The following is a 21821-nucleotide window of genomic DNA, read 5'->3' on the forward strand; positions in this document are numbered from 1 at the left end:
CCGATGCCGACGGTGACGTGGGGACGGGTCGACCCGGTACGCCGGGCCGCCGTGCTGGAGGCCGCCGAAGCGGAGTTCAGCTCGCGCGGCTTCTCGCACGGCAGCCTCAACGTCATCGCCCGGCGTGCCAAGGTTGCCAAGGGCAGCCTGTTCCAGTACTTCGCCGATAAGGCCGACCTGTACGCGTTCGTCGCCGACACCGCGGGTCAACGGGTGCGCTCCCACATGGAGCGAAAGATCGTCGAACTCGACTCCAGCAGGCCGTTTTTCGAATTCCTCACCGACATGCTCGACGTGTGGGTCGCCTACTTCGCCGATCACCCGCGGGAGCGGGCCCTGCACGCCGCCGCCAGCCTGGAAGTCGACACCGACGCCCGGATCAGTGTGCGTACGGTCATGCACCGGCACTACCTGGAGGTGCTACGCCCCCTGGTACGTGAGGCACGCGACCGCGGCGATCTACGCGCCGACGCCGATACCGAGGCGCTGCTGTCGCTGCTGCTGCTGATCTTCCCGCATCTGGCGCTGGCCCCCTACGTGCGGGGAATCGACCCCATCCTCGGACTCGACGAGCCCACCCCGGAACAACCGGCCCTGGCGGTACGCCGGCTGGTCGCCGTGCTGGCCGCGGCATTCGGCGGCGAGACAACTCGCCCTCGGCACCCATCGGAGGAGGCAGTTCCATGACCCGTACCCATTTCGACTCCCTGGCTGCGGGCGGACTGAATTGGGATAGTCTGCCGCTCAAGCTCTTTGCCGGTGGCAACGCGAAATTCTGGAACCCCGCCGACATCGACTTCTCCCGTGACCGCCAGGACTGGGAATCGCTGACCGACCGGGAACGCGATTACGCCGTCCGGCTGTGCGCGCAGTTCATCGCCGGTGAGGAGTCGGTGACCCAGGACATCCAGCCGTTCATGGCGGCGATGCGCGCCGAGGGCCGCCTCGGCGACGAGATGTATCTGACCCAGTTCGCCTTCGAGGAGGCCAAGCACACCCAGGTGTTCCGGATGTGGCTCGACGCGGTCGGGATCACCGAGCAGCTCGACAGTTACCTGGAACCGCTGCCGACCTATCGGCGGATCTTCAACGAAGAGCTGCCGGAATCGCTCGCCGCGTTGTCGAGTGATCCGTCACCGGCGGCGCAGGTGCGCGCGTCGGTGACCTACAACCACTTCGTCGAGGGCACGCTGGCGCTGACCGGCTACTATGCCTGGCACAAGATCTGCGTGCAGCACGGCATCCTTCCGGGCATGCAGGCGCTGGTCGGGCACATCGCCGACGACGAGCGACGCCACATGGCTTGGGGCACCTTCACCTGCCGGCGCCACGTCGCCGCCGACGACGCGAACTGGACGGTGTTCGAAGCCCGCATGAACGAGCTCATGCCGCTACTGGGCAGCTACACCGCCGAGGGAGACGCGATCTACGGTGGCGACACCCCATTCGGCCTGTCGCCCGACGTGGTGTTCAACTACGCCATGGACAAGGGAATGCGCCGCTTCGGCACGATCAGCAGCGCCCGCGGCCGCCCTGTCGGCGAAATCGACCTGGACTACTCACCCGTGCAACTGGAAGACACGTTCGCCGACGAGGACAGCAAGCTGCTGGCCGCCGCCTCCGCATGAACCGAGCTCAGGCCACCCACACCGTCTTGAGGTTGCAGAACTCGCGAATGCCGTGTCCGGACAGCTCCCGGCCATAGCCCGACCGTTTGATCCCGCCGAACGGCAACTCCGGGTAGGACACCGTCATCCCGTTGATGAAGACCTGGCCGGCCTCGATCTCGTCGGCGAATCGGCTGATCTCGGCTTCGTCGCGGGTCCAGGCGTTCGATCCCAGGCCGAACGTGGTCGCGTTGGCGATCTCGATCGCCTCATCGATGTCTGCGGCGCGGTAGACCGACGCCACCGGGCCGAACACCTCCTCGGTGAACAGCGCCATGTCACGGGTGATGTCGGTGACCACGGTCGGCGGGTAGAACCAGCCCGGGCGGTCGAGTCGCTTGCCGCCGCAGCGGATCACCGCGCCGGCCGCCGCTGCGGTGTCGACCTGCTGCTCGACCTCGTCGCGGCCCTGCTCGGTGGCCAGCGGCCCGACGTCGGTCTCCGGGTCGGTGGGATCGCCGACCCGCAGCGCCGCCATCTGATCGGTGAACTTGGCCACGAAATCGTCGTAGATGTCGGCGTGGACGATGAACCGCTTTGCCGCGATACATGATTGGCCATTGTTCTGTACCCGGGCCTTGACCGCGGTAGCCACGGCGGCCTCCAGGTCGGCGGAGGGCATCACGATGAACGGGTCGCTGCCGCCGAGTTCCAGCACGGTGTGTTTGACCTCGTCGCCGGCGATCGCCGCGACCGACCGCCCGGCCGGTTCGCTGCCGGTCAGGGTGGCCGCCGCCACCCGCGGGTCGCGCAGCACCCGCTCGACGGCGCCCGAGCCGATCAGCAGGGTCTGAAAGCAGCCGTCGGGGAAACCCGCGCGGGACAACAGGTCTGCCAGGTACAGCGCGGTCTGCGGCACATTGGAGGCGTGTTTGAGCAGGCCGACGTTGCCGGCCATCAGGGCCGGCGCAGCAAACCGGACCGCTTGCCAGAGCGGGAAGTTCCACGGCATCACGGCCAGCACCACCCCGAGCGGCTGGTAACGCGCGAACGCCCTCGACGCGTTCACCGTCGAGGCCTCGGCAGGCTCGTCGGCCAGCAGCGCTTCGGCGTGGTCGGCGTAGAACCGGAAGCCCTTGACGCACTTGAGCGCTTCGGCCTTGGCCGAGGCCAGGGTCTTGCCCATCTCCAGCGTCATCATCGCGGCGACTTCGTCGGCTTCGGCCTCCAGCAGGTCCGCGGCCGCGTGCGTCCACCGGGCGCGCTGGGCGAAATCGGTGCGACGGTAGTCGGTGAAGCGGGCTGCGGCGCGGGCGATCGCGGCGTCGATCTGCGCCTCGGTGGCTGCGGTGAACGTCTTGACGGTCTCCCCGGTCGCCGGGTTGGTGGTGGCAATTGCGGGCACGGGGTCTCCTTCGGGCGCTGCGGTGTGGCGTGTGCAGGTCCAGCCTGCCACCATCGAACCGCGTAGGCTCGCGACGAGCCAGCCTCAGACATCGATACGGGAGTCAACGGATGCGTTTCAACCCCCCGCCCAACTGGCCGCCCGCGCCGCCCGGCTGGGCGCCGGACGCCAACTGGGCGCCGGATCCGTCGTGGCCGCCCCCGCCTCCGGGTTGGCAGCTGTGGGTGGACGACTTCGGTCAGGGCGCGGCAACTCCGGTGCCCTACCCGCCCTACGGGGCGCCGTGGCCGATGCCGGTGCCCGAGCACAGGTCACGCAAGGTGCTGTGGCTTTCGCTAGCCGCGGCGGCGGTGGCGGTCGTGGTGATCGTCGGACTGGTGTTGAGCTTCGGTGGTCGCCTCACCGCCGAGGAGAAGCCCTCCCGCAAGCCCGACATCACCGAGTTGACCTCCGACATGCTGGTCGACCGGGCGTCCTTTCCGGACTCCACGGGCGGCAAGTGGATCAGCGGGGTCAACAGCGCCGGCGACACCCCTTCGGAGATGCCGAATCTGACCGTCGACCCGCCGGAATGCGCGGACTTCTACTCGAGCCCCAAGTCGGCCACCCAGACGGCGACGGCCACGTTGGCCAAGCTGCAACCCGGTGGACTGCACTCGATGAGGGTGCGCCTGGCTCTTACGCCGGACCACCCCAATCTCAAGGCGTTCCTGGACAAGTGCCAGTCGTTCAAGCAGACCTTCGAGGCCGGTGGGCGCAGCGTGACCACTGATATCCAGCTCAGCCCGCTGGACGCCGAAGGGGTGCCGCCCTGGGCGGTCGCGACGGTGATCACCAGTTCCAGCAAGGCCGCCATCCGGCTGCCGATCGCGATCACCGCTTCGACGATCTCCGGTTACTACCGTGGCGTGCTCGTCGTCGCCACCAGCAACGACATCGGGCTGCGAACCGAGACCGATGAGGCCGACGAGGCGGCGAACGCCGAGGCATTGGTGAAGCTGTTCAACACCCAGATCGAGAAGCTCGAAGCCGCACCCTGATCCCAGTTCCCATGGGCCCCAGTGGCCCGCTGCGCCCGGCTCCGCAGGCTCCGCCGCGCTTGCGACCACCGGGGTTAGTCGCGGTGGCCCGCTGCGCCCGGCTCCGCAGGCTCCGCCGCGCTTGCGACCACCGCCGCAGTCGCGGCCAGCGCCGCCACCGAGACCAGCGCCGCCAACTGCACCCCCGCCGAATGGCCGGCATAGCCGTCCACCGACCGCCACGGATGGCGGCACAACACCGCTCCCGCCAGGATCAAGCCCCCGGCACTCAACCCCAGCCGCGCCGCATCGAACGCGCGCTGCCGATGCCGCAGCACGAACAACATCACCAGCACCGCCCCGAACACCGCGGCTCCGGCGGTCCCGGCGATCAGCGCGCCGACCGTCAGCGCGCCGACCACCGCCATTCGCGGGCTGGGCCGCCAGGGCCGGGCCGGCGGCCCGGGATCGCGGACGCGCCGCGCCGGCCACCAGGCCAACAGCGCCAACAGCGGCAAAAGGGCCAGCCCACCGGCCATCCCCAGGCGATACATCCGGTTGGGCCCGAACTCCCAGGTGATCGTGCCGTCCGTGCCCGCCGGCACCACCCAGCCCTGCTGCCAGCCGTTCACCGCGACCGGAACCAGTGGGGTGCCATCAGGGGTGCGCGCCACCCAACCGCTGTTGATGCTCTCCGGAACGACCAGCACCCGGGAGGTCGCCGCGCCGGAAACCGTCACCTCCCGGCGAGCCGCACTCCAGGTGCCGATGACAGCGGGCGTCGTCGCGGCTCCGGCCACCTGGCGCGCGGCCGCCGGTGACGACAGCGTCGCACCGTCGACGACGAACGCCGACCCCGGGCTGATCAGCAACTCCTGTTCGCCGGGCGGCAGTGCGATCGGCTGCGAATCGCAGGGCTGCGCCGGCACCGGCTCGTCATCGAGCAGGGCGCCCACGGTGGTCGTGATCGAGGTGTGGACGAACCGCCCGGCGATCGCGATGATCGGGCCGTGCCCGCAGCCGACGCTGACTCGCCGTGACCGGTTGCGGGCGGCGTCGGCCGGGGCGACCGGACGGCCGTCGGCGCCGAGCACGCTGACCTCGGCCAGCCCCGGCGGTTTGAGCTGGTCGAAGCCGATCGCGGTTCGGTCTATCACGTCTTCCCAGGCCAACAGGCTGATCTTGACGGTGTCGGTGACCCGCGGCTGCAAGCGCACCCGCTGATCATTGGACTCCTCCAGCTGCCTGACTTGCGGGCCCGAGCCGAGATCGACGGCCACCAGCGTGGGCCGTGCCGGCAGCGGCGACCTGCTGGCGGTGAACTGCAATCCGGTCACCTCGACCGGCCGCGGCAAGCTGATGGACAGCGTCGGCGGAGATCGGTGGGCGACCACCCGCTGCGACGCTGTCCAAGAGGTACGCGGATCGCCGTCCGCGGCGGCGTACGCCGACCCGAGCACATCGAGCACATCGGCGTCGCCGTGAGCTCGTACGGTGCCCGGCTCGGCGACCAGATCGACCAGGTTGGGCCCCTGGCGTGGGCGCACCCAGACCGTCGGGGTCACCGACATCGGCCGCGGCACGTTCAGGGTGCGGCTGAAGGTGGCGGGCTCCTCGGGCTCCAGCATCATCGAGGCCGCACAGCGAACCGTCTCGGAGGTCGCCGCACACCCGGTCCGGCCCGGTAAGCCGGCCCCCAGATCCCACTGCGCCACCTGCGCACCGGCCGGTGGGGCCGGGACCAAGGCGGTGTGGCGCAGGTCGACCGGATGGGCGAAACCGGAGGCGTCGTACTGGGTGACCGACAGGTCGGTGATACCGAACTGCACGCCGGGCGATCCGTCGTCGGTGCCCGACGCCGTGATGCGCACCCAGGGCGTCTCACCGTAGGGCAGCGCGGCGGTCAGCGGCTCGCCGGCGTGGTCGAACCGCAGCGTGGTGGTGCCGTTGACCGTGGAGATCTGGATCCGGCGTACCTGCGCGCCGACGGCCGTCGCGCTGGGTGTCACGGTGATGGTGCCGTTGGTCAACGGGCGATCGAAATCCACCTGCAGCCACTGACCGACTGCCGATTGCAGTGCGTTGGACACCCACGCGGTGCCCGGGTCGCCGTCGATGGCCGCGGCCGGCGATGTCGAGGGCGCGACGTCGGGCAGTGTGGTGGCGTCCGAGGAGGAACTCGACGCGGTGAGCCGCCCGCCGATCCAGCCGCCGAAGACGGTGGCGGCACCGGGCGTCGGATAGTCCGGCACCCGGCTGTGGGTGTGGCGGGCGTCGCCGGCGGCGCGGATCGTCGAGGAATGGTCGTCGACCCGGCCGTAGTCGGTCTCGCGGGCCAGGGGGGTGTCGGTGACGGTGACCCCGTGGCGGGGGCCACCCAGATCGGCGCGCCGCGCGTCGGCCGTCATCAGCACCGGGCCGAGCACCGGCCCGCCGCGCAGCCGGCGGTGCTCGTCCAGCCGCAGCAGCACCTCCGGGCCGCCCGCGACCCGCGGCATCGCGTCGAGCTCGGCCAGATACGGCGCGCCCGGATTCCCGCCGGCCCCCGAGTCGACCCGGTAGATCTCGATCGCCGGATAGGCCGGGCGCAGGCCGCTGTCGGCGACGAATCCCGGTACTGTGCCCGAGCCCACCGGCTCGCCGAACTGCGCCACCCGGTGCAGCCCCGGTGAACCGTCGACGGCGCGGTGCACCAGCAGCGGCCGGGCCGACCGCGAGGTGTCGGGATCCAGGTCGTTACGCACCACCAGATACGAAATGCCTTGCCGGGCAAGGGTATCGGCAAGCCCGGCCGACGGGCGGCCGGCGGCGAACAGGCGCTGCACCGAGTCCAGGGCCCGGATGGTCTGCGGCGGGGTCAGCGGGATCGAGTCCCGTACCCCCCACGGACCGACGTCGAGCACCTGAAGGGGTTCGTCGTGACTGTTCCCCCAGGTCTGGGTGGCGAACGGTGCCCCCGGCGCCACCAGCACCCGCCCCGGGGTCGGTCCGCCGTCACGGTGTGCGCTGAGCCAGGCCGCGGCATCGCGCCAATACTGGGGCAGTTCGGCAAACGTCCCGGGCGGGGTGAGTCGGCCGGTCCAGGCCAGCGACGTACTGACCATCAGCGCCGTCAGGAGCACCAGGCCGACCGCCGCCGCCTTGTGATGCTCGGGGTGGGCGTAGGCGCGCCGCCACACCGGCGCCGGCGTGCTGCCCGGCAGCGGGATCCGCCCCAATAGGTAGGTCAACCCCAGCACCAGCGGGATCCGGATCACCGACTCGAGCTTGTGCACGTTGCGCAGCGGGGCGCCGGCGCCGTCGAGGAACGCCTGCACCGGGTGGGCCAGCGGCGAACCCAGACCGCCGGCATAGCCGATCGCCAGCAGGGTCACCCCGATCAGCAGCATGGTCACCAGCCGCCCGGCGCCGGGCACTCCGCGGCGCAGCAGGCCGGTCAGGCCGGCGAGACCGCCGGCGGCCACCAGGCAGGTGCCCAGGATCAGCACCGGGCGGGTGACCAGCGGCGCCCCAGCGGTGGCGTTCGGTGCGACGAACGGTGTCCAGCTGTGGGTGCCGCGCAGCATCTCGGTCAGCGACGTCCAGCGGGTGGTCACGCCGGCGGATTCGATGAAGTCCAGGAACGGCGGACTCACCCGGCCCAGCAACACCAGGGCGATTACCCACCATGTCACGGCCAGCGCCAACGCCACCAGCCACCAGAAGGTGAACGACCACCAGCGCCGGTTCGGGCGATGACACAGCCACCAGATGATCGCCGGCAGACAACCCGCCAGCGTCGCGACGGCGTTGACGGCGCCCATCAGGGCAACCGCGACCCCGGCCTGGCCGGCCAGCAGGCGCACACCGCGCCCGGGGGTTTCGGTACCGCTCAGTGCCCGGATCACCGGCAGCAGGACCCACGGGGCCAGCATCATCGGCAGCGTCTCCGAGGAGATCGAGCCCAGGGTGGTCAACACCCGCGGGGATAGGGCGAAGGCCGCGGCGCCGATCAGCCGCGCCGTCGGCGTCCCGATCCGCAGCGTCTCGGCGACCCGCAGCAGGCCCCAGAATCCGACCGTGAGCAGCAGGGCCCACCACAGCCGCTGGACGACCCAGCCGGGCAGCCCAGCCAGGTCGCCGATCAGGAAGAAGGCGCCGTGCGGGAACAGGTAGCCGTAGGCCTGGTTCTGGACCTGGCCGAACGGCAGTTCGCTGCTCCACAGGTTGACCGCGCGGGCCAAGAACCGCAGCGGATCGGCGGTCAGGTCGAGTTTGGTGTCGGGGGAGATCCGGCCGGGCGCCTGCAGGAAGCTGCACGCCAAAGCGACCGCACTGACCAGCCACAGCCAGCGCCGCGACAACGGTGTTACATCCTGCGACTCCGCCTGGGGGTGGCCGGAAACTGGCGGCGTACGCAGGTCAGCCGCGGTTGCCGTATTCCACCCTGTTCAGCACCGAGGACGCCGGGTCGCCACCGGCGATCTGCGGCTTGGTGTCTTGTTGGACCATCAGGGTGACCCCGAAAACAGCCGCCGCGCCGAGCAACACCCCGACGACGATGCTGATGGCCGCCGGCACCACGAACCGAGGCATGGTCTGGCTCCTTCCGCAGTCCCGCGACGTGATCTCGGGGCACTACCAAACGCTGCCCCCGCTGAACCCCCGCCCGTCAACGTAGCATGCGGGCCCTGCCAGCCCGGATTTTCCGGCCGTGACAGCATGGTGCGATGCCCGGATCGCTGACTCGACAACTGCCCGGTCTGCTAGTGGCGGCCGTCATGCTGCCGGCGCTGGTGGCGGCCTGCTCGCACCGCTCGGAGACGCCTGCGGTGTCCTCTCCGGAGCCCTCGGAGTCCACCAAGGCCGCCGCCGCAGGGGCGGATCAGCTCTGCGAGCAGCTGGCGGCCCTGCCGATCCGGGACAAGTTGGCGCAGCTGGTGATGGTCGGGGTGCGCGATGCGGCCGATGCGCGGGCGGTGGTGACCGACCACCATGTCGGCGGCATCTTCATCGGCAGCTGGACTGAGCTGTCGATGCTGACCGATGGTTCTTTGAAGGAGATCCACGAAAGCCAAGCCCCTACCGGCCCGCTGCCGCTGGCGGTCAGTGTCGACGAGGAGGGCGGCCGGGTGTCTCGGCTGTCGTCGCTGATCGGGTCCTCGCCGTCGGCGAAGGACCTGGCCGCCACGCGCAGTGTCGCGCAGGTCCGCGAGCTGGCGGCCGAGCGGGGCCGCAAGATGGCCGACCTGGGCATCACCATCGACTTCGCGCCCGTCGTCGACGTGGTGGACGCCGGTACCGACGACGACACCGTGATCGGGGACCGTTCGTTCGGTTCGGATCCGGCCCGGGTCACCGAGTACGCCGGGGCCTACGCCGACGGGCTGCGCGATGCCGGGCTGCTGCCGGTGCTCAAGCACTTTCCCGGGCATGGGCACGGCTCCGGTGACTCGCACACCGCCGGGGCGGTGAGCACGCCGCCGTTGGCGCAGCTGCAAGACGACGACCTGGTGCCGTACCGCACTTTGGTCACCCAGGGGCCGGTGGCAGTGATGATGGGCCACCTCGAGGTGCCCGGCCTCACCGAGGACCCCGCCAGCCTGAGCCCGGCCGCGGTTGGCCTGCTGCGCACCGGCACCGACTATCACGGCCCGGCCTTCGGCGGGCTGGTGTTCAGTGACGACCTGTCGTCCATGGCCGCCATCACCGAGCACTACGGCGTTGCCGAGGCCGTATTGCGCAGCCTGCAGGCCGGTGTCGACGTCGCGCTGTGGGTGACCACCGACGAGGTCCCGGCGGTGCTGGACCGCCTCGAGCAGGCGGTCGCCGCCGGCGAACTGAAGCAGGAGGGCATCGACGCCTCGCTGGCGCGGGTGGCCGCGGCCAAAAAGCCCGGCACCCACTGCCACGGCTGATCCCAGCGTCGCCATCCGCAGAAGTTACTCTTCGGTAAGATCGTCCGTCAGGCAGAACGCGGAAGGACTCCGAGCGATGGCAGCTGGCAGCAAGCGGTTACCGCGGGCCGTGCGGGAACAGCAGATGCTCGACGCCGCCGTGCAGATGTTCTCGATCAACGGTTACCACGAAACCTCGATGGACTCGATCGCGGCGGCCGCGCAGATCTCCAAGCCGATGCTGTACCTGTACTACGGCTCCAAGGAGGAGCTGTTCGGGGCGTGCCTGGACCGGGAGCTGCAGCGCTTCGTCGAGGCGGTGCGCACCGCCATCGACTTCCAGCAGCCCCCGAAAGAGTTGCTGCGCAACACGATCCGATCATTCCTGCACTACATCGACGCCAATCGGGCGTCATGGATCGTGATGTATGCGCAGGCCACCAGCTCACAGGCGTTCGCCCACACCGTGCGGGAGGGCCGCGAGCGGATCGTGGAGTTGGTCGGCCGGCTGTTGCGGGCCGGAACCCGCAACCCCGAGCCTGGCGTCGACTTCGAGCTGATGGCGGTGGCGCTGGTGGGCGCCGGCGAGGCGATCGCCAGCCGGGTCAGCACCGGCGACACCGACGTCGACGAGGCGGGCCAGCTGATGATCGACCTGTTCTGGCGAGGGCTCAAGGAAGCCCCCGGCGGCCGTGATGGCGCGGAGAGCGCTGCCGCCGGGTAAGGGCGTTCAGGCGTGCGCCCTAGCCTGCCTGGAACAGATCCTGGAGGGTCGCGGTGATGTCTCTGATCGCGCCGTTGATGGCCAGGAATTCGAAACCGGCTGCCAGGGTGCCTAATCCGACGACGCCGGCGAGCGGCAGGCCGATGGCGTTGACGATGTCACCTTGGGCGAGTTCCTGGGCGAACACCTCGAAGGCATACGCCGGCGCCGTGGTGAGCATGGCGGTGAAGATGTCGGCGGTGGGAAGCAGCGCGGCATACGCCGTCGAGGTGACGCTGGTGAACGCGTTGACGATCTCGGTGAGGCTGGGCATCGACAGCGCCGCAACGTCTCCGGCCGATGAACCGAAAAGATCCGCCGCACTGGGGAAAGACAGATTCGACAGGTCGTTGACGAAGTTGGTCCAGCCCTGCTGCGCGCCGTTGCCCAGCGCCGTCAGGACCTCACCCCAGTTGAGGTCGGTCGGGAGAAACTCGAACGGGGTGGCCACATCGGCCGGGCCGGCCGCCCAGCCGTCGGTGATGCTGCCGTAGCCCAGGTTCACCAGGATCCGCATGCTCGGTTCCAGCAGGTCATAGAGCGGCTGGCCGATGACCGGGATGGACTGCAGCGGCATCAACAGCGGCAGGATCTCGCTGGGAATCATGAAGTAGTGGGTGTTGCCGTCGTAGCCCTCGCTCATCGGCAGTTCGATGGCCGTCGCCAACTGCTCGTCGGTCAGGTTCGGATAGATCGTGTGCTCGTAGATGATCCCCAGGACCGCGTTGAGGTCGGCCAGGAAGTTGATCGGGTACTTCGGGAAGTCGGCATAGCCGTCGTACTCGAGTGTGTAGACGGTGGTGTCCCACGGGGTGTCTTCCGGGATCGCGCCGTTGAAGGTGATGCCCAGGCTGGGGATGGTCGGGTAGCTGCCGTCGGTCAACACGTCGAAACGTTCGAACAAGCCGCCGTTGGGATTGTTGGGCGCGCCGAGCAGCACAAAGGCCAACTGGTCGGCGGTCGGCCGTTGGTCGGCGGGCAGCGCCAGCAGATCGCGCATCACCATGGTGGAGATGGTGCTGCTTTGCGAGTAGCCCAGTACGACGAGGTTGTTCCCCTCGGCGATCTGTTGGTCGATCGTGTTGTGCAGGATGGCGACGCCCTGGGCCAACGACGGATCCAGCTCGAGGCTTTTGACGCCGCTGTTGGGGTACAGGCCTTCCGGCGTGAACAGACCGTTGGTCGCGTCCACCGGGTAGCGGGGCTGGCCGTCGAAGAACGGGGTGGCGGGGTTGATGTAGCGGGCGCTCAGCGCGTCGATGTAGCTCTGGGGAGGTATCGGCAGGCCGCTGCCGCCCATGATCCACGACTCGGTGTCCAACAACTCTGCTTGCGCCAGAACCGATCTCGTCACGGCCGGGTTCAGCCCGGGTACGACGCTCAGTGCGACGGCGGGGGCGAGCGCCAGCGGCAGGAGGTTGAGAGAGCGGAGGATCCGACCGGTCATAGCGCCCGTCCTTACAATGACTTGAGCCGCGGTTGACTGTTCACCTGATCAGTCAGATTAGCTGTGACGCACATGTCGACGCAATAGGGGAATCCCAATGAAACACGCCACGCGGGCCGAACAGCGCGCTGCCACGCGTCAAGCACTGGTGGCTGCGGCGGTCGAGCAACTGCGGAACGAGGGAGTTGCGGCGGTCACGACGCGCCGGGTGGCCGGGGCCGTGAACGTTTCGCAGAGCACGGTGATGTACCACTTCCCGAGCCGCGATGACCTGGTGACAGCGGCGGTCGCCCAGCTTGCCGTCGAACTGGCGAATCAAGCCCGCGTCCACTTCGAGGAGACTGCCGCGACCGCCGCACTCGACCTGAGCGGCTTCCTTGACCTGATCTGGCGCGAATTCACTACGCCGCAGGCACTTTCCGTCGCGCAGCTGTGGGCCGCGTGTTGGACGGACCCACAGGTCGCCGAGACGGTGAAGTCGTTGGAGCAGCACATCTTTCGCCTGGCCGTCGCCTCTGCCGAAGCGCTGCCTGCCCCCGCTCCGGGTTTCTCCGCGGTCGACTACATGGACACGGTGATGGTGGTCGTCCGCGGACTGGTGATCTCGATCCCGGTGTGGGGGCTCGATTTCATCAGTGCCCACTGGGAGGTCAGCAAGGCCAACCTGCTCAGGGCGGCCGGCGTCCCTGCCGAAGGTGACTGATGGGCTAGAGCGCTCGCACCATGGCGGTCAGATACGGATAGCCCTTGGCGATGTTGCGCAGCGCCAGATCCCAGCCGCCGCCGACCCGCTCGACGTAGAGACCCGGGCTGGCCGGCAGCAGCATGGGCTTGCCGAACCGCACCGAGTAGTCCACCGCGTCCGGGAGCGTACCCTCGATGTTCCCCAGAACCGCTGCCGCGGAGAACATCCCGTGAGCGATCGCGGTAGGGAAGCCGAACAGCTTGGCGCCGAGGCCGCTGGTGTGGATCGGGTTGTGATCGCCGCCGGCCGAGGCATAGCGGCGGATCTGGCCCGGGGTGACCCGCAGTACCGCGTTCGGCGGGCCCAGCTTGGGCTGCTTGGCTGGTGGCGGCTTCGGTTCGTCGGACAGGCTGGTGCGCTGCTGATGCAGAAACGTCGTCACCTGATGCCAGGCCGGATCGTTGCCGACGTTGATGTCGGTGACGATGTCGACCAGCAGGCCCTTGCGATGCTCGCGCAGGTTCTCCGCGTGCACGCTGACGCCGACGGTGTCGGTGACCGCGATCGGCCGGTGCTGGACGATCCGGTTCTCGGTGTGCACCGAACCCATTGCGGCGAAGGGGAAATCGAAGCCGGTGGCCAACTCCATCACCGTGGGGAAGGTCAACGCGAACGGGTAGGTCAGGGGTACCTGGTCGCCGTAGCGCAGCCCGGTGACCGCGGCGTACTCGGCGACATGGCCGGGGTCGATGGCCAGTTCGTCGACCCGCAGCGTGCGGTCCGGCAGGGTGCCGGCGCGGGGAACGAACGGCAGCGCCCCAGCGACCGCACGCAACATGTTCTTCCATCCACTCGGTTGGTTCACGGTCATGCCCCCAGCATGGCCTGGCCGCAGACCCGGATCGTGTTGCCGGTAACCGCGTTCGACGCCGGACCGGCGAAGTAGGCGATCAACTCGGCGACGTCGACGGGCTGGCCGCCCTGGAACAGCGAGTTGAGCCGGCGGCCGACCTCGCGGGTGGCCAGCGGGATCGCCGCCGTCATGTCGGTTTCGATGAACCCGGGGGCGACGGCGTTGATCGTGATGCCTTTGGCGGCCAGCACCGGCGCCAGCGCGTCGGTCAGCCCGATCATGCCGGCCTTGGTGGCCGCATAGTTGGTCTGGCCACGGTTGCCGGCGATCCCGGCCATCGACGACAGACCGATCACCCGGCCGCCCTCGCCGATGCTGCCATTGGCCACCAAACCCTCGGTGAGGCGTTGCGGTGCAAGCAAGTTCACGGCCAGAACCGCGTTCCACCGGGCGTCGTCCATGTTGGCCAGCAGCTTGTCGCGGGTGATCCCGGCGTTGTTGACCAAAACGTCGGCCTTACCGCCATGGTGTTCCTTGAGGTGCGCGGTGATCTGCTCGACTGCGTCGTCGGCGGTGACGTCGAGGGCCAACGCGGTACCGCCCACCCGGGCGGCCGTCTTCTCCAGCGCCTCGGCGGCACCCGGCACATCGATCGCCACCACCTTGGCGCCGTCGCGGGCGAACACCTCGGCGATGGTGGCCCCGATGCCGCGCGCGGCGCCGGTGATGATCGCCACCTTGCCCTCCAGCGGGCGGTCCCAGTCGGCCGGCGCGGTGGCGTCATCGGCGCCGACGTAGAACACCTGCCCGTCGACGTAGGCCGAGCGGGCCGACAAGATGAACCGCATCGTCGACTCCAGGCCGGTGGCGCCGGGCTTGGCGTCCGGGGACAGATACACCAGCTGCACGGTGGCGCCGCGCTGCAGCTCCTTGCCCAGCGAGCGGGTGAAGCCCTCCAGCGCGCGCTGCGCGATCCGTTCGTCGACGCTGCCGGTCGCATCCGGGGTGGTGCCGACCACGACGAGCCGCCCGCAGCGGCCCACGTTGCGCAGCAGCGGCGTGAAGAACTCATGCAGCGCGGTCAGCCCGGCCGGCGAGGTGATACCGGTGGCGTCGAAGACCAGCCCGCCGAAGGAGTCGGCCCACCGGCCGCCGAGGTTGTCGCCGACCACCTCGTAGTCGCCGGCGAGTGCGGCGCGTAGCGGCTCGGCCACCCGGCCTTCGCCGCCGATCAGCAGCGGTCCGGCCAGCGGCGGCTCGCCGACCCGGTAGCGGCGCAGCGTCTCGGCCTGCGGAACGCCGAGTTGCTTGGCCAAAAACGATCCGGGGCCGGAGTTCATGATCTGGGACAACAAGTCCGAGGGAAGCTTGGGAGCCACGTAGCTGCCTTCCGTGTGGGGACGTGCCTGGTGCAGGCGACGGTGTCGACAACGAACTTACTCCAGAGTAAGAATACTGGGTAGTATCACGTCCAACCGCCCCGGCAATGCGGGGCGCCCCAGTAGACGGAGAGATCGTGGCATCTGGATCTGCTGCTAAGTCCACACCCGCCGACACCGGCGCGCGACGTCGCGTCGCCGTTCTCGGTGGCAACCGCATTCCGTTCGCACGGTCCGACGGCGCCTACGCCAGCGCGTCCAACCAGGACATGTTCACCGCGGCGCTCGGCGGCCTGGTCGACCGGTTCGGGCTGTCCGGCGAGAAGCTGGACGCGGTGATCGGCGGCGCGGTGCTCAAGCACAGCCGTGACTTCAACCTGATCCGCGAGTGCGTGCTCGGCTCGGCGCTGTCGCCGTACACGCCCGCCTTCGATCTGCAGCAGGCCTGCGGCACCGGCCTGCAGGCGGCGATCTGCGCAGCCGACGGTATCGCCGCCGGTCGCTACGAGGTGGCCGCCGCGGGCGGGGTGGACACCACCTCCGACGCGCCCCTGGAGGTCGGCAACGAGCTGCGCCGCACGCTGTTGGCGTTGCGCCGGTCCAAGTCGAACATGCAGCGCCTCAAGCTGGTCGGCAAGCTGCCCGCCGCCCTGGGCGTGGAGATCCCGGCCAATAAGGAGAACCGCACCGGCCTTTCCATGGGCGAGCACCAGGCGATCACCACCAAGCAGATGGGAATCAAACGGGTCGACCAGGACGAGCTGGCCGCCGCGAGCCACCGCAACATGGCCGCCGCCTACGACCGTGGCTTCTTCGACGACCTGGTCACACCGTTTCAGGGGCTCTACCGGGACAACAACCTGCGGCCCGAGTCCAGCCCGGAGAAGCTGGCCACGCTCAAGCCGGTGTTCGGCGCGAAGGCCGGCGACGCCACCATGACCGCGGGCAACTCCACGCCGCTGACCGACGGCGCGTCGGTGGCGCTGTTGGCCAGCGAGGAGTGGGCGGCCGCGCACAAGCTGACCCCGCTGGCCTACTTCGTCGACTCCGAGACGGCCGCCGTCGACTACGTCAACGGGCCCGACGGGCTGCTGATGGCCCCGACCTACGCGGTGCCGCGGCTGCTGGCCCGCAACGGATTGACCCTGCAGGACTTCGATTTCTACGAGATCCACGAGGCGTTCGCCTCGACGGTGCTGTGCCACCTGGCGGCGTGGGAATCCGAGGACTACTGCAAGGAACGCCTGGGACTGGATGCCGCGCTGGGCTCGATCGATAAGTCCAAGCTCAACGTCAACGGCTCGTCGCTGGCCGCCGGCCACCCCTTTGCGGCCACCGGCGGGCGGATCGTAGCCCAGGCGGCCAAGCAGATCGCTGAAGCCAAGGCCGCCAAGAAGAACAAGCCGGTGCGTGCGCTGATCTCGATCTGCGCCGCCGGCGGCCAAGGCGTGGCCGCCATCCTGGAGGCGTAGCGGTCTGCGCCGCAGACCAGGTTTGTGCCGCGTTACCGCGGGGTAGTCGACGCCCACGGCTCGCTCCGTGTGGCCGTCTGCCCCCGGCGGCACCGCGGAGCAGCCTGGGCTTGGCCCGCCGCTGGACTGAGGGGATCCAGCGGCGGCCAACTTCTGCCCCCGGTGAGCCGCGGCTAGCCCCGTCGGGTCCGGGCCGCGCCGATAGCCCGGTCCCACAGCAGCATTGCGGAGGCCTTCAACTGCGCCGGCGTGGCCAGATCCCGGGCCATCAGCGCGGTAGCCGCCGCCTTGGTCTTCGCCGACGCTTTCGACATGTGACCGGAGTCGAACGGCGGCTGCGGGTCGTACTCCATCGACAGCTGGATCGCCTTCGCGCGGGCCTCGCCGCCGATCCGCCCGGCCAGCCACAACCGAGATCGATACCGGCTGAGACCCCCGCACAGGTGACGATGTCACCGCAGTGCACGATGCGTTCGTCACTGACCGGGGTGACCCCGAACGCCTTGAGTGCAGGAAGCGCCATCCAGTGCGAGGTGGCGCGCTTACCGGCCAGCAGGCCGGCGGCGGCCAGGACGATCGAGCCCGAGCACACCGACGCCGTCCAGGTGGCCGTCGCGTGGGCGCGCCGCACCCAGTCCAGCAGCTTCTCGTCGCGGGCGTGCTCGGTCGTCGTCATGCCGCCGGGCACCAAAATGACGTCGGGTGACGGTGTTTCGTTGAATGAGTGGGTGGCCCCGACGATCAGTACACCGGAATCGGCGGTGATCGGCCCCGGCTCGTGCCAGACGAACCGCACCTGCGTGTCCGGCAGCCAGCGCAGCACCTCATAAGGGCCGATGAAGTCCAGGGCGGTGAAGCCGGGATACAGCACGATCGCGATCTGCATGGATTTGTCCCTTCGGTGTCAGGCGAACGTCTTGCGGTAGTGGTCGGGGGAGATGCCGAGCCGACGGATGAAGGTGCGGCGCAGCGTTTCTGCGGTGCCGAAGCCGCAGCGGCCGGCGATCGCGACGACGGTGTCGTCGGTCTCTTCGAGCTGTCGGCGTGCAGCTTCGGTGCGCACCCGCTCCACGTAGGCGCCGGGCGCGAGCCCGACCTCGTCGGTGAAGACCCGGGTGAAGTGCCGCGGGCTCATCGCGGCACGGGCCGCCAGATCGGAAATCCGGTGGGCGCCGGCGGGTTCGGACTCGATCAGTTCCTGCACGTCGCGGATCGGCGCTCGACGTGCCCTCGGCAGCCAGGCCGGAGCCGCGAACTGGGACTGGCCGCCGGGCCGGCGCAGATACAACACCAGCCAGCGAGCTACCGTCTGCGCGACCTCGGTCCCGTGATCCTCTTCGACCAACGCCAGGGTCAGATCGATTCCGGCGGTGACGCCGGCCGCCGTCCACACCGCCGCCGAACTGCGCACGAAGATGGGTTCGGGGTCGACGGTGACCGCTGGGAACTCGCGCGCCAGCGCATCGGCGGACGCCCAGTGGGTGGTGGCACGGCAGCCGTCGAGCAGCCCGGCTTGTGCGGCCAGAAATGCGCCGGTGCACACGCTGACCACCCGCCGGGCATGGGCCGCTGCAGTGCGGATCCACTCCACGGTGCCTGCGTCGGTCCGGGCCCGGTGAACGCCGACGCCGCCGGGCAGCACCACCGTGTCGAGGGCCTCGGTGGGGTCGGGCAGCGGGGTGGGGGCGAGCGCCAGCCCACTGCTGGTGGCGATCGCGGCGCCGCCGGCGCTGGCCACCGTGACGTCGTACCCGTCGTCGCCACGGCCAGCACCGAGCAGCGCCCCCGACGCCGTGGCGAACACCTCCGACGGCCCGAACACGTCCAGCGCCTGGATGCCGGGATAGCCGAGTATGACGACTTTGTGGGTCACGCCATCAGTGTGGGCCGCCCACTCCCGTGGCGTCTACGCCATACATCCCACAAATCAGGACACGCCTCATCCGGCTTGATAATGCAACAGGCCTCCAGGGGATCGCCCCGGAGGCCTGCGCGGTCCGTGTCGGCAGCGCTTAGAACGCCGCTTCGTCGAGCTCCATGATCTCGTTGTCGATGGCATCGATCACCGAGCGGGTGCTGGTCAGCAGCGGCAGGAAGTTCTTGGTGAAGAACGACGCCACCGCGATCTTGCCCTCGTAGAACGCCCGGTCGGCGCCCTCGACGCCGGCGTCGAGCTTCTCCACCGCCACCGCGGCCTGGCGGGCCAGCAACCAACCGATGATCAGGTCGCCGACGCTCATCAGGAAGCGCACCGAACCCAGCCCCACCTTGTAGATGCTGGAGATGTCCTCCTGCGCGGCCATCAGGTAGCCGGTCATGGTCGCCGCCATGCCCTGCACGTCGGCCAGCGCGGTGGCCAGCAGCTCCCGCTCGGCCTTCAGCCGGCCGTTGCCGGACTCGTTGGCGATGAACGCCTCGATCTGACCCGCGACGTGTGCCAGCGCCTGGCCCTTGTCCCGGATGATCTTGCGGAAGAAGAAGTCCTGCGCCTGAATCGCCGTGGTGCCCTCGTAGAGCGAGTCGATCTTGGCGTCGCGGATGTACTGCTCGATCGGGTAGTCCTGCAGGAAGCCCGAGCCACCGAGGGTCTGCAGGCTCTCGGTGAGCTTGGCGTAGGCCTGCTCGGAGCCGACGCCCTTGACGATCGGCAGCATCAGGTCGTTGACCTTGACCGCGAGCTCGGCGTCCACGCCGTGCAGCGCCTCGGCCACCGCGGCGTCTTGGTAGGTGGCGGTGTAGATGTACAGCGCGCGCAGCCCCTCGGCGTACGCCTTCTGGGTCATCAGCGACCGGCGGACGTCCGGGTGGTGAGTGATGGTCACCCGCGGCGCGGTCTTGTCGGTCATCTGGGTCAGGTCGGCGCCCTGCACCCGCTCCTTGGCGTACTCCAGCGCGTTGAGGTAGCCGGTGGACAGCGTGGCGATGGCCTTGGTGCCGACCATCATCCGGGCCTGCTCGATCACGTCGAACATCTGGGCGATGCCGTTGTGCACCTCGCCGACCAGCCAGCCCTTGGCCGGCACCCCGTGCTGACCGAAGGTGAGCTCACAGGTGGCCGAGACCTTCAGGCCCATCTTGTGCTCGACGTTGGTGACGAACACGCCATTGCGCTCACCGAGCTCCCCGGTTTCGAAGTCGAACAGGAACTTCGGCACGAAGAACAGCGACAGGCCCTTGGTGCCCGGCTTGGCGCCCTCGGGGCGGGCCAGCACCAGGTGGAAGATGTTCTCGAACAGGTCGTCGGAGTCGGCGGAGGTGATGAACCGCTTAACACCGTCGATGTGCCAGGAGCCGTCGGGCTGCTGGACGGCCTTGGTGCGCCCGGCGCCCACGTCCGAGCCGGCGTCCGGCTCGGTGAGCACCATGGTCGAGCCCCAGCCACGCTCGGCGGCGATCACGGCCCATTTCTTCTGCTCTTCGGTGGCCACGTGGTAGAAGATGTTGGCGAACCCGGCCCCGCCGGCGTACATCCACACCGCCGGGTTGGCGCCCAGGATGTGCTCGTGCAGCGCCCACATCAGTGCCTTGGGCATGGCCATGCCGCCGAGTTCGTCGGCGATGCCGACCCGGTCCCAGCCGCCTTCCAGGGTGGCGCGCACCGACTTCTTGAAGGACTCCGGCAGGGTCACCGTGTGCGTGGCGGGGTCGAACACCGGCGGGTTGCGGTCGCCGTCGACGAACGAGTCAGCAATCGGGCCTTCGGCCAGTCGGACCATCTCGCCGAGCATCTCCGTAGCGGTGTCGAGGTCCAGGTCGGCGTACTCGCCCTGGCCGAAGACCTGGTCCAGGCCGAAGACCTCGAACAGGTTGAATACCTGGTCACGGACATTGCTCTTGTAGTGGCTCACTACTTCCTCCTCATGGAATGCCACCTGTGGTTGGGTACTCAGGCTTAAGTTACCCACCAGTAACTGCACTGAAATATACCCCCTGGCGGCCACAGTGCAAGCCAGTGTGAGCTACATCCTCATAGCTAACTAACCAACCAGTTGGTCTCACCGAGGTCGGCGATGGGATCCGGCCGATCAGCCGAGGCCAGGGCGCGGCGGGTAGGGTTCTTCACCGACCAGACCCGACAAGGCGAACGAGTCCCCGGTGAATGCGCACGTGAGTTCCGCAAGCAATCTGACCCCGTCAGCGCTACGGGAGGCCTTCGGACATTTCCCGTCCGGGGTGGTGGCTGTCGCCGCCGAAATCGACGGTGTCCGGGTGGGCCTGGCCGCCAGTACCTTCGTGCCGGTCTCGCTGGAACCGCCCTTGGTGGCGTTCTGCGTACAGAACACCTCGACGACGTGGCCGAAGCTCAAAGACGCGCCCCGCTTGGGCATCAGCGTGCTCGGCGAGGCCCACGACGTGGCGGCGCGCACCCTGGCTGCCAAGACCGGCGACCGGTTCGCCGGACTGGAGACGGTCACCAGTGACGGAGCCGTGTTCATCAAGGGCACCGGGGTGTGGTTGGGCAGCGTGATCGACCAACTGGTTCCCGCCGGCGACCACACCATCGTGGTGCTGCGGGTCCGCGAGTTGACGGTGGACCCGGAGATCACGCCGATCGTGTTTCACCGCAGCGGTTTTCGCCGGCTCGGGGGCTAGCTTCCCTTAGAAGGGTGGCGGGTCGTCGTCGGCGGTGCCGGGTGTCGCTTTGGGGCAGAGGGCCGCGGCGCGGGCGGCGCGGCGGGCTTCGCCGGCGTTGCGGTTCTGATTGCGTTCGGTGTTGATGCGTGCGGCGCGGTTCTGGGCCCGGGTGCGCCGGCGCCGCGGCATCATCGCGGTGCGCTGCTCGCACCCGGCCGCCGGTTGCCGCTGCGATGGCGCCAGGTCACCGGTGGGCACACACAAGCGGGGAAACAGCAGGGCGCTGCCCGGGGTGGTGACATAGGTGTGCCCCGCCGGTGAAGCCACGATCAGGGTGCCATCGGGCAGCTGGACATCGCGCCAGCCCCAGAACGTCTTCACCAGATGATGAGTGCGGCAAAAACACTTCAGGTTCGAGGCATGGGTGGGGCCGCCGTCGGCATACGGAATGGTGTGATCGATGTCGCAGTCCAGGGCGGGACGGTCACAGCCGGGCCAGCGACAGGTCAGATCCCGACACCGCACAAAGGCCGCCAACGCCGCCGAGGGCACATATCCCGCCTCCGGTGGGGCATCACCGGGATGGACCAACGCCACCAGCCGCGCCGAGGCGGCGAGTTCGGCGATCATCTCCGCCGGGACCAGCCCGTCAGCGTCCACCAGCCATCCCGGCTCGCCACTGGTGCCCTCGATCGTGGCCTGCTCGGCGATCACATGAATGACCGCCGGCGAAGCCCCCG

17 protein-coding genes and 1 pseudogene are annotated in these 21821 nt (G+C 69.1%); 8 read left to right on the forward strand and 10 right to left on the reverse strand.

The genetic code is table 11. The features are described 5' to 3' along the window. The first annotated feature begins 3 nt into the window (after window positions 1-3). The gene (locus A5694_RS02160) at window positions 4-687 is read left to right on the forward strand and encodes a TetR/AcrR family transcriptional regulator (protein ID WP_064920209.1); all 684 of its coding nucleotides are present in this window, start codon (window positions 4-6) and stop codon (window positions 685-687) included. Further along, the gene (locus tag A5694_RS02165; RefSeq protein ID WP_064920210.1) at window positions 684-1628 is read left to right on the forward strand and encodes a R2-like ligand-binding oxidase; all 945 of its coding nucleotides are present in this window, start codon (window positions 684-686) and stop codon (window positions 1626-1628) included. Before A5694_RS02160 ends, A5694_RS02165 begins: the two co-directional genes overlap by 4 nt. A 7-nt stretch (window positions 1629-1635) precedes the next feature. Here the strand turns inward: A5694_RS02165 and A5694_RS02170 are convergent, their stop codons facing one another. Continuing rightward, a complete protein-coding gene (locus tag A5694_RS02170; protein ID WP_064920211.1) occupies window positions 1636-3012 on the reverse strand; it encodes an NADP-dependent succinic semialdehyde dehydrogenase in 1377 nt (458 codons plus the stop codon). 110 nt (window positions 3013-3122) lie between these two features. On the opposite strand from A5694_RS02170, the gene A5694_RS02175 reads away from it, so the two are divergent. Beyond that, on the forward strand, window positions 3123-4052 hold the full coding sequence (locus A5694_RS02175) for a hypothetical protein (protein WP_064920212.1): 930 nt from the start codon (window positions 3123-3125) through the stop codon (window positions 4050-4052). 74 nt (window positions 4053-4126) lie between these two features. On the opposite strand, the gene A5694_RS02180 is transcribed toward A5694_RS02175, so the two are convergent. Both A5694_RS02180 and A5694_RS02185 read right to left on the reverse strand, forming a co-directional pair. Next, window positions 4127-8374 (reverse strand): alpha-(1->3)-arabinofuranosyltransferase, encoded by a 4248-nt coding sequence (locus tag A5694_RS02180; RefSeq protein WP_207515897.1) that lies wholly within the window; start codon window positions 8372-8374, stop codon window positions 4127-4129. A 58-nt stretch (window positions 8375-8432) separates the two neighbouring features. Continuing rightward, complete coding sequence (locus A5694_RS02185) at window positions 8433-8606, reverse strand: DUF2613 domain-containing protein (RefSeq protein WP_019738802.1); 174 nt, start codon at window positions 8604-8606, stop codon at window positions 8433-8435. Between the two features lie 134 nt (window positions 8607-8740). Here A5694_RS02185 and A5694_RS02190 point away from each other — a divergent pair, with 134 nt between their 5' ends. Together A5694_RS02190 and A5694_RS02195 are read left to right on the forward strand one after the other, a co-directional pair. Then, window positions 8741-9928 (forward strand): glycoside hydrolase family 3 N-terminal domain-containing protein, encoded by a 1188-nt coding sequence (locus tag A5694_RS02190; RefSeq protein ID WP_082952468.1) that lies wholly within the window; start codon window positions 8741-8743, stop codon window positions 9926-9928. A gap of 76 nt (window positions 9929-10004) precedes the next feature. Then, window positions 10005-10631, forward strand: a complete 627-nt coding sequence (locus A5694_RS02195; RefSeq protein ID WP_064920213.1) for a TetR/AcrR family transcriptional regulator — start codon at window positions 10005-10007, stop codon at window positions 10629-10631. Window positions 10632-10650: 19 nt separating this feature from the next. On the opposite strand, the gene A5694_RS02200 is transcribed toward A5694_RS02195, so the two are convergent. Next, entirely contained in the window at window positions 10651-12117 is a 1467-nt protein-coding gene (locus A5694_RS02200; protein ID WP_064920214.1) for a PE-PPE domain-containing protein, read from the reverse strand. 97 nt (window positions 12118-12214) lie between these two features. On the opposite strand from A5694_RS02200, the gene A5694_RS02205 reads away from it, so the two are divergent. After that, window positions 12215-12820, forward strand: coding sequence for a TetR/AcrR family transcriptional regulator (locus tag A5694_RS02205; protein WP_064920215.1), 606 nt, complete (start codon window positions 12215-12217; stop codon window positions 12818-12820). Window positions 12821-12824: 4 nt separating this feature from the next. On the opposite strand, the gene A5694_RS02210 is transcribed toward A5694_RS02205, so the two are convergent. Together A5694_RS02210 and A5694_RS02215 are read right to left on the reverse strand one after the other, a co-directional pair. After that, on the reverse strand, window positions 12825-13667 hold the full coding sequence (locus tag A5694_RS02210; RefSeq protein ID WP_064920225.1) for a MaoC/PaaZ C-terminal domain-containing protein: 843 nt from the start codon (window positions 13665-13667) through the stop codon (window positions 12825-12827). A 2-nt stretch (window positions 13668-13669) separates the two neighbouring features. Further along, entirely contained in the window at window positions 13670-15034 is a 1365-nt protein-coding gene (locus tag A5694_RS02215) for a 3-oxoacyl-ACP reductase (RefSeq protein WP_064920216.1), read from the reverse strand. A 107-nt stretch (window positions 15035-15141) separates the two neighbouring features. Between A5694_RS02215 and A5694_RS02220 the strand changes: the two genes are divergently transcribed. Then, window positions 15142-16506, forward strand: a complete 1365-nt coding sequence (locus tag A5694_RS02220; protein ID WP_109535567.1) for an acetyl-CoA C-acetyltransferase — start codon at window positions 15142-15144, stop codon at window positions 16504-16506. 173 nt (window positions 16507-16679) lie between these two features. On the opposite strand, the pseudogene A5694_RS02225 reads toward A5694_RS02220, so the two are convergent. From A5694_RS02225 to A5694_RS02235, 3 genes and pseudogenes are all read right to left on the reverse strand, one after another. Continuing rightward, window positions 16680-17392: pseudogene (locus A5694_RS02225) on the reverse strand (DJ-1/PfpI family protein). Window positions 17393-17410: 18 nt separating this feature from the next. After that, window positions 17411-18379 carry a GlxA family transcriptional regulator gene (locus tag A5694_RS02230; RefSeq protein ID WP_064920217.1) on the reverse strand — a complete coding sequence of 323 codons (969 nt, stop codon included), beginning with the start codon at window positions 18377-18379 and terminating at the stop codon, window positions 17411-17413. A 139-nt stretch (window positions 18380-18518) separates the two neighbouring features. Then, on the reverse strand, window positions 18519-20354 hold the full coding sequence (locus tag A5694_RS02235; RefSeq protein WP_064920227.1) for an acyl-CoA dehydrogenase: 1836 nt from the start codon (window positions 20352-20354) through the stop codon (window positions 18519-18521). Between the two features lie 259 nt (window positions 20355-20613). Between A5694_RS02235 and A5694_RS02240 the strand changes: the two genes are divergently transcribed. Further along, a complete protein-coding gene (locus A5694_RS02240) occupies window positions 20614-21099 on the forward strand; it encodes a flavin reductase family protein (RefSeq protein ID WP_064920228.1) in 486 nt (161 codons plus the stop codon). Between the two features lie 6 nt (window positions 21100-21105). Here the strand turns inward: A5694_RS02240 and A5694_RS02245 are convergent. Continuing rightward, window positions 21106-21821, reverse strand: a 716-nt coding sequence (locus tag A5694_RS02245; RefSeq protein WP_131809478.1) for an HNH endonuclease signature motif containing protein, incomplete at its 5' end; no start/stop codon positions are given.

This window comes from Mycolicibacter sinensis (assembly GCF_001667945.1).
In the GTDB taxonomy this organism is placed as follows: domain Bacteria; phylum Actinomycetota; class Actinomycetes; order Mycobacteriales; family Mycobacteriaceae; genus Mycobacterium; species Mycobacterium sinense_B.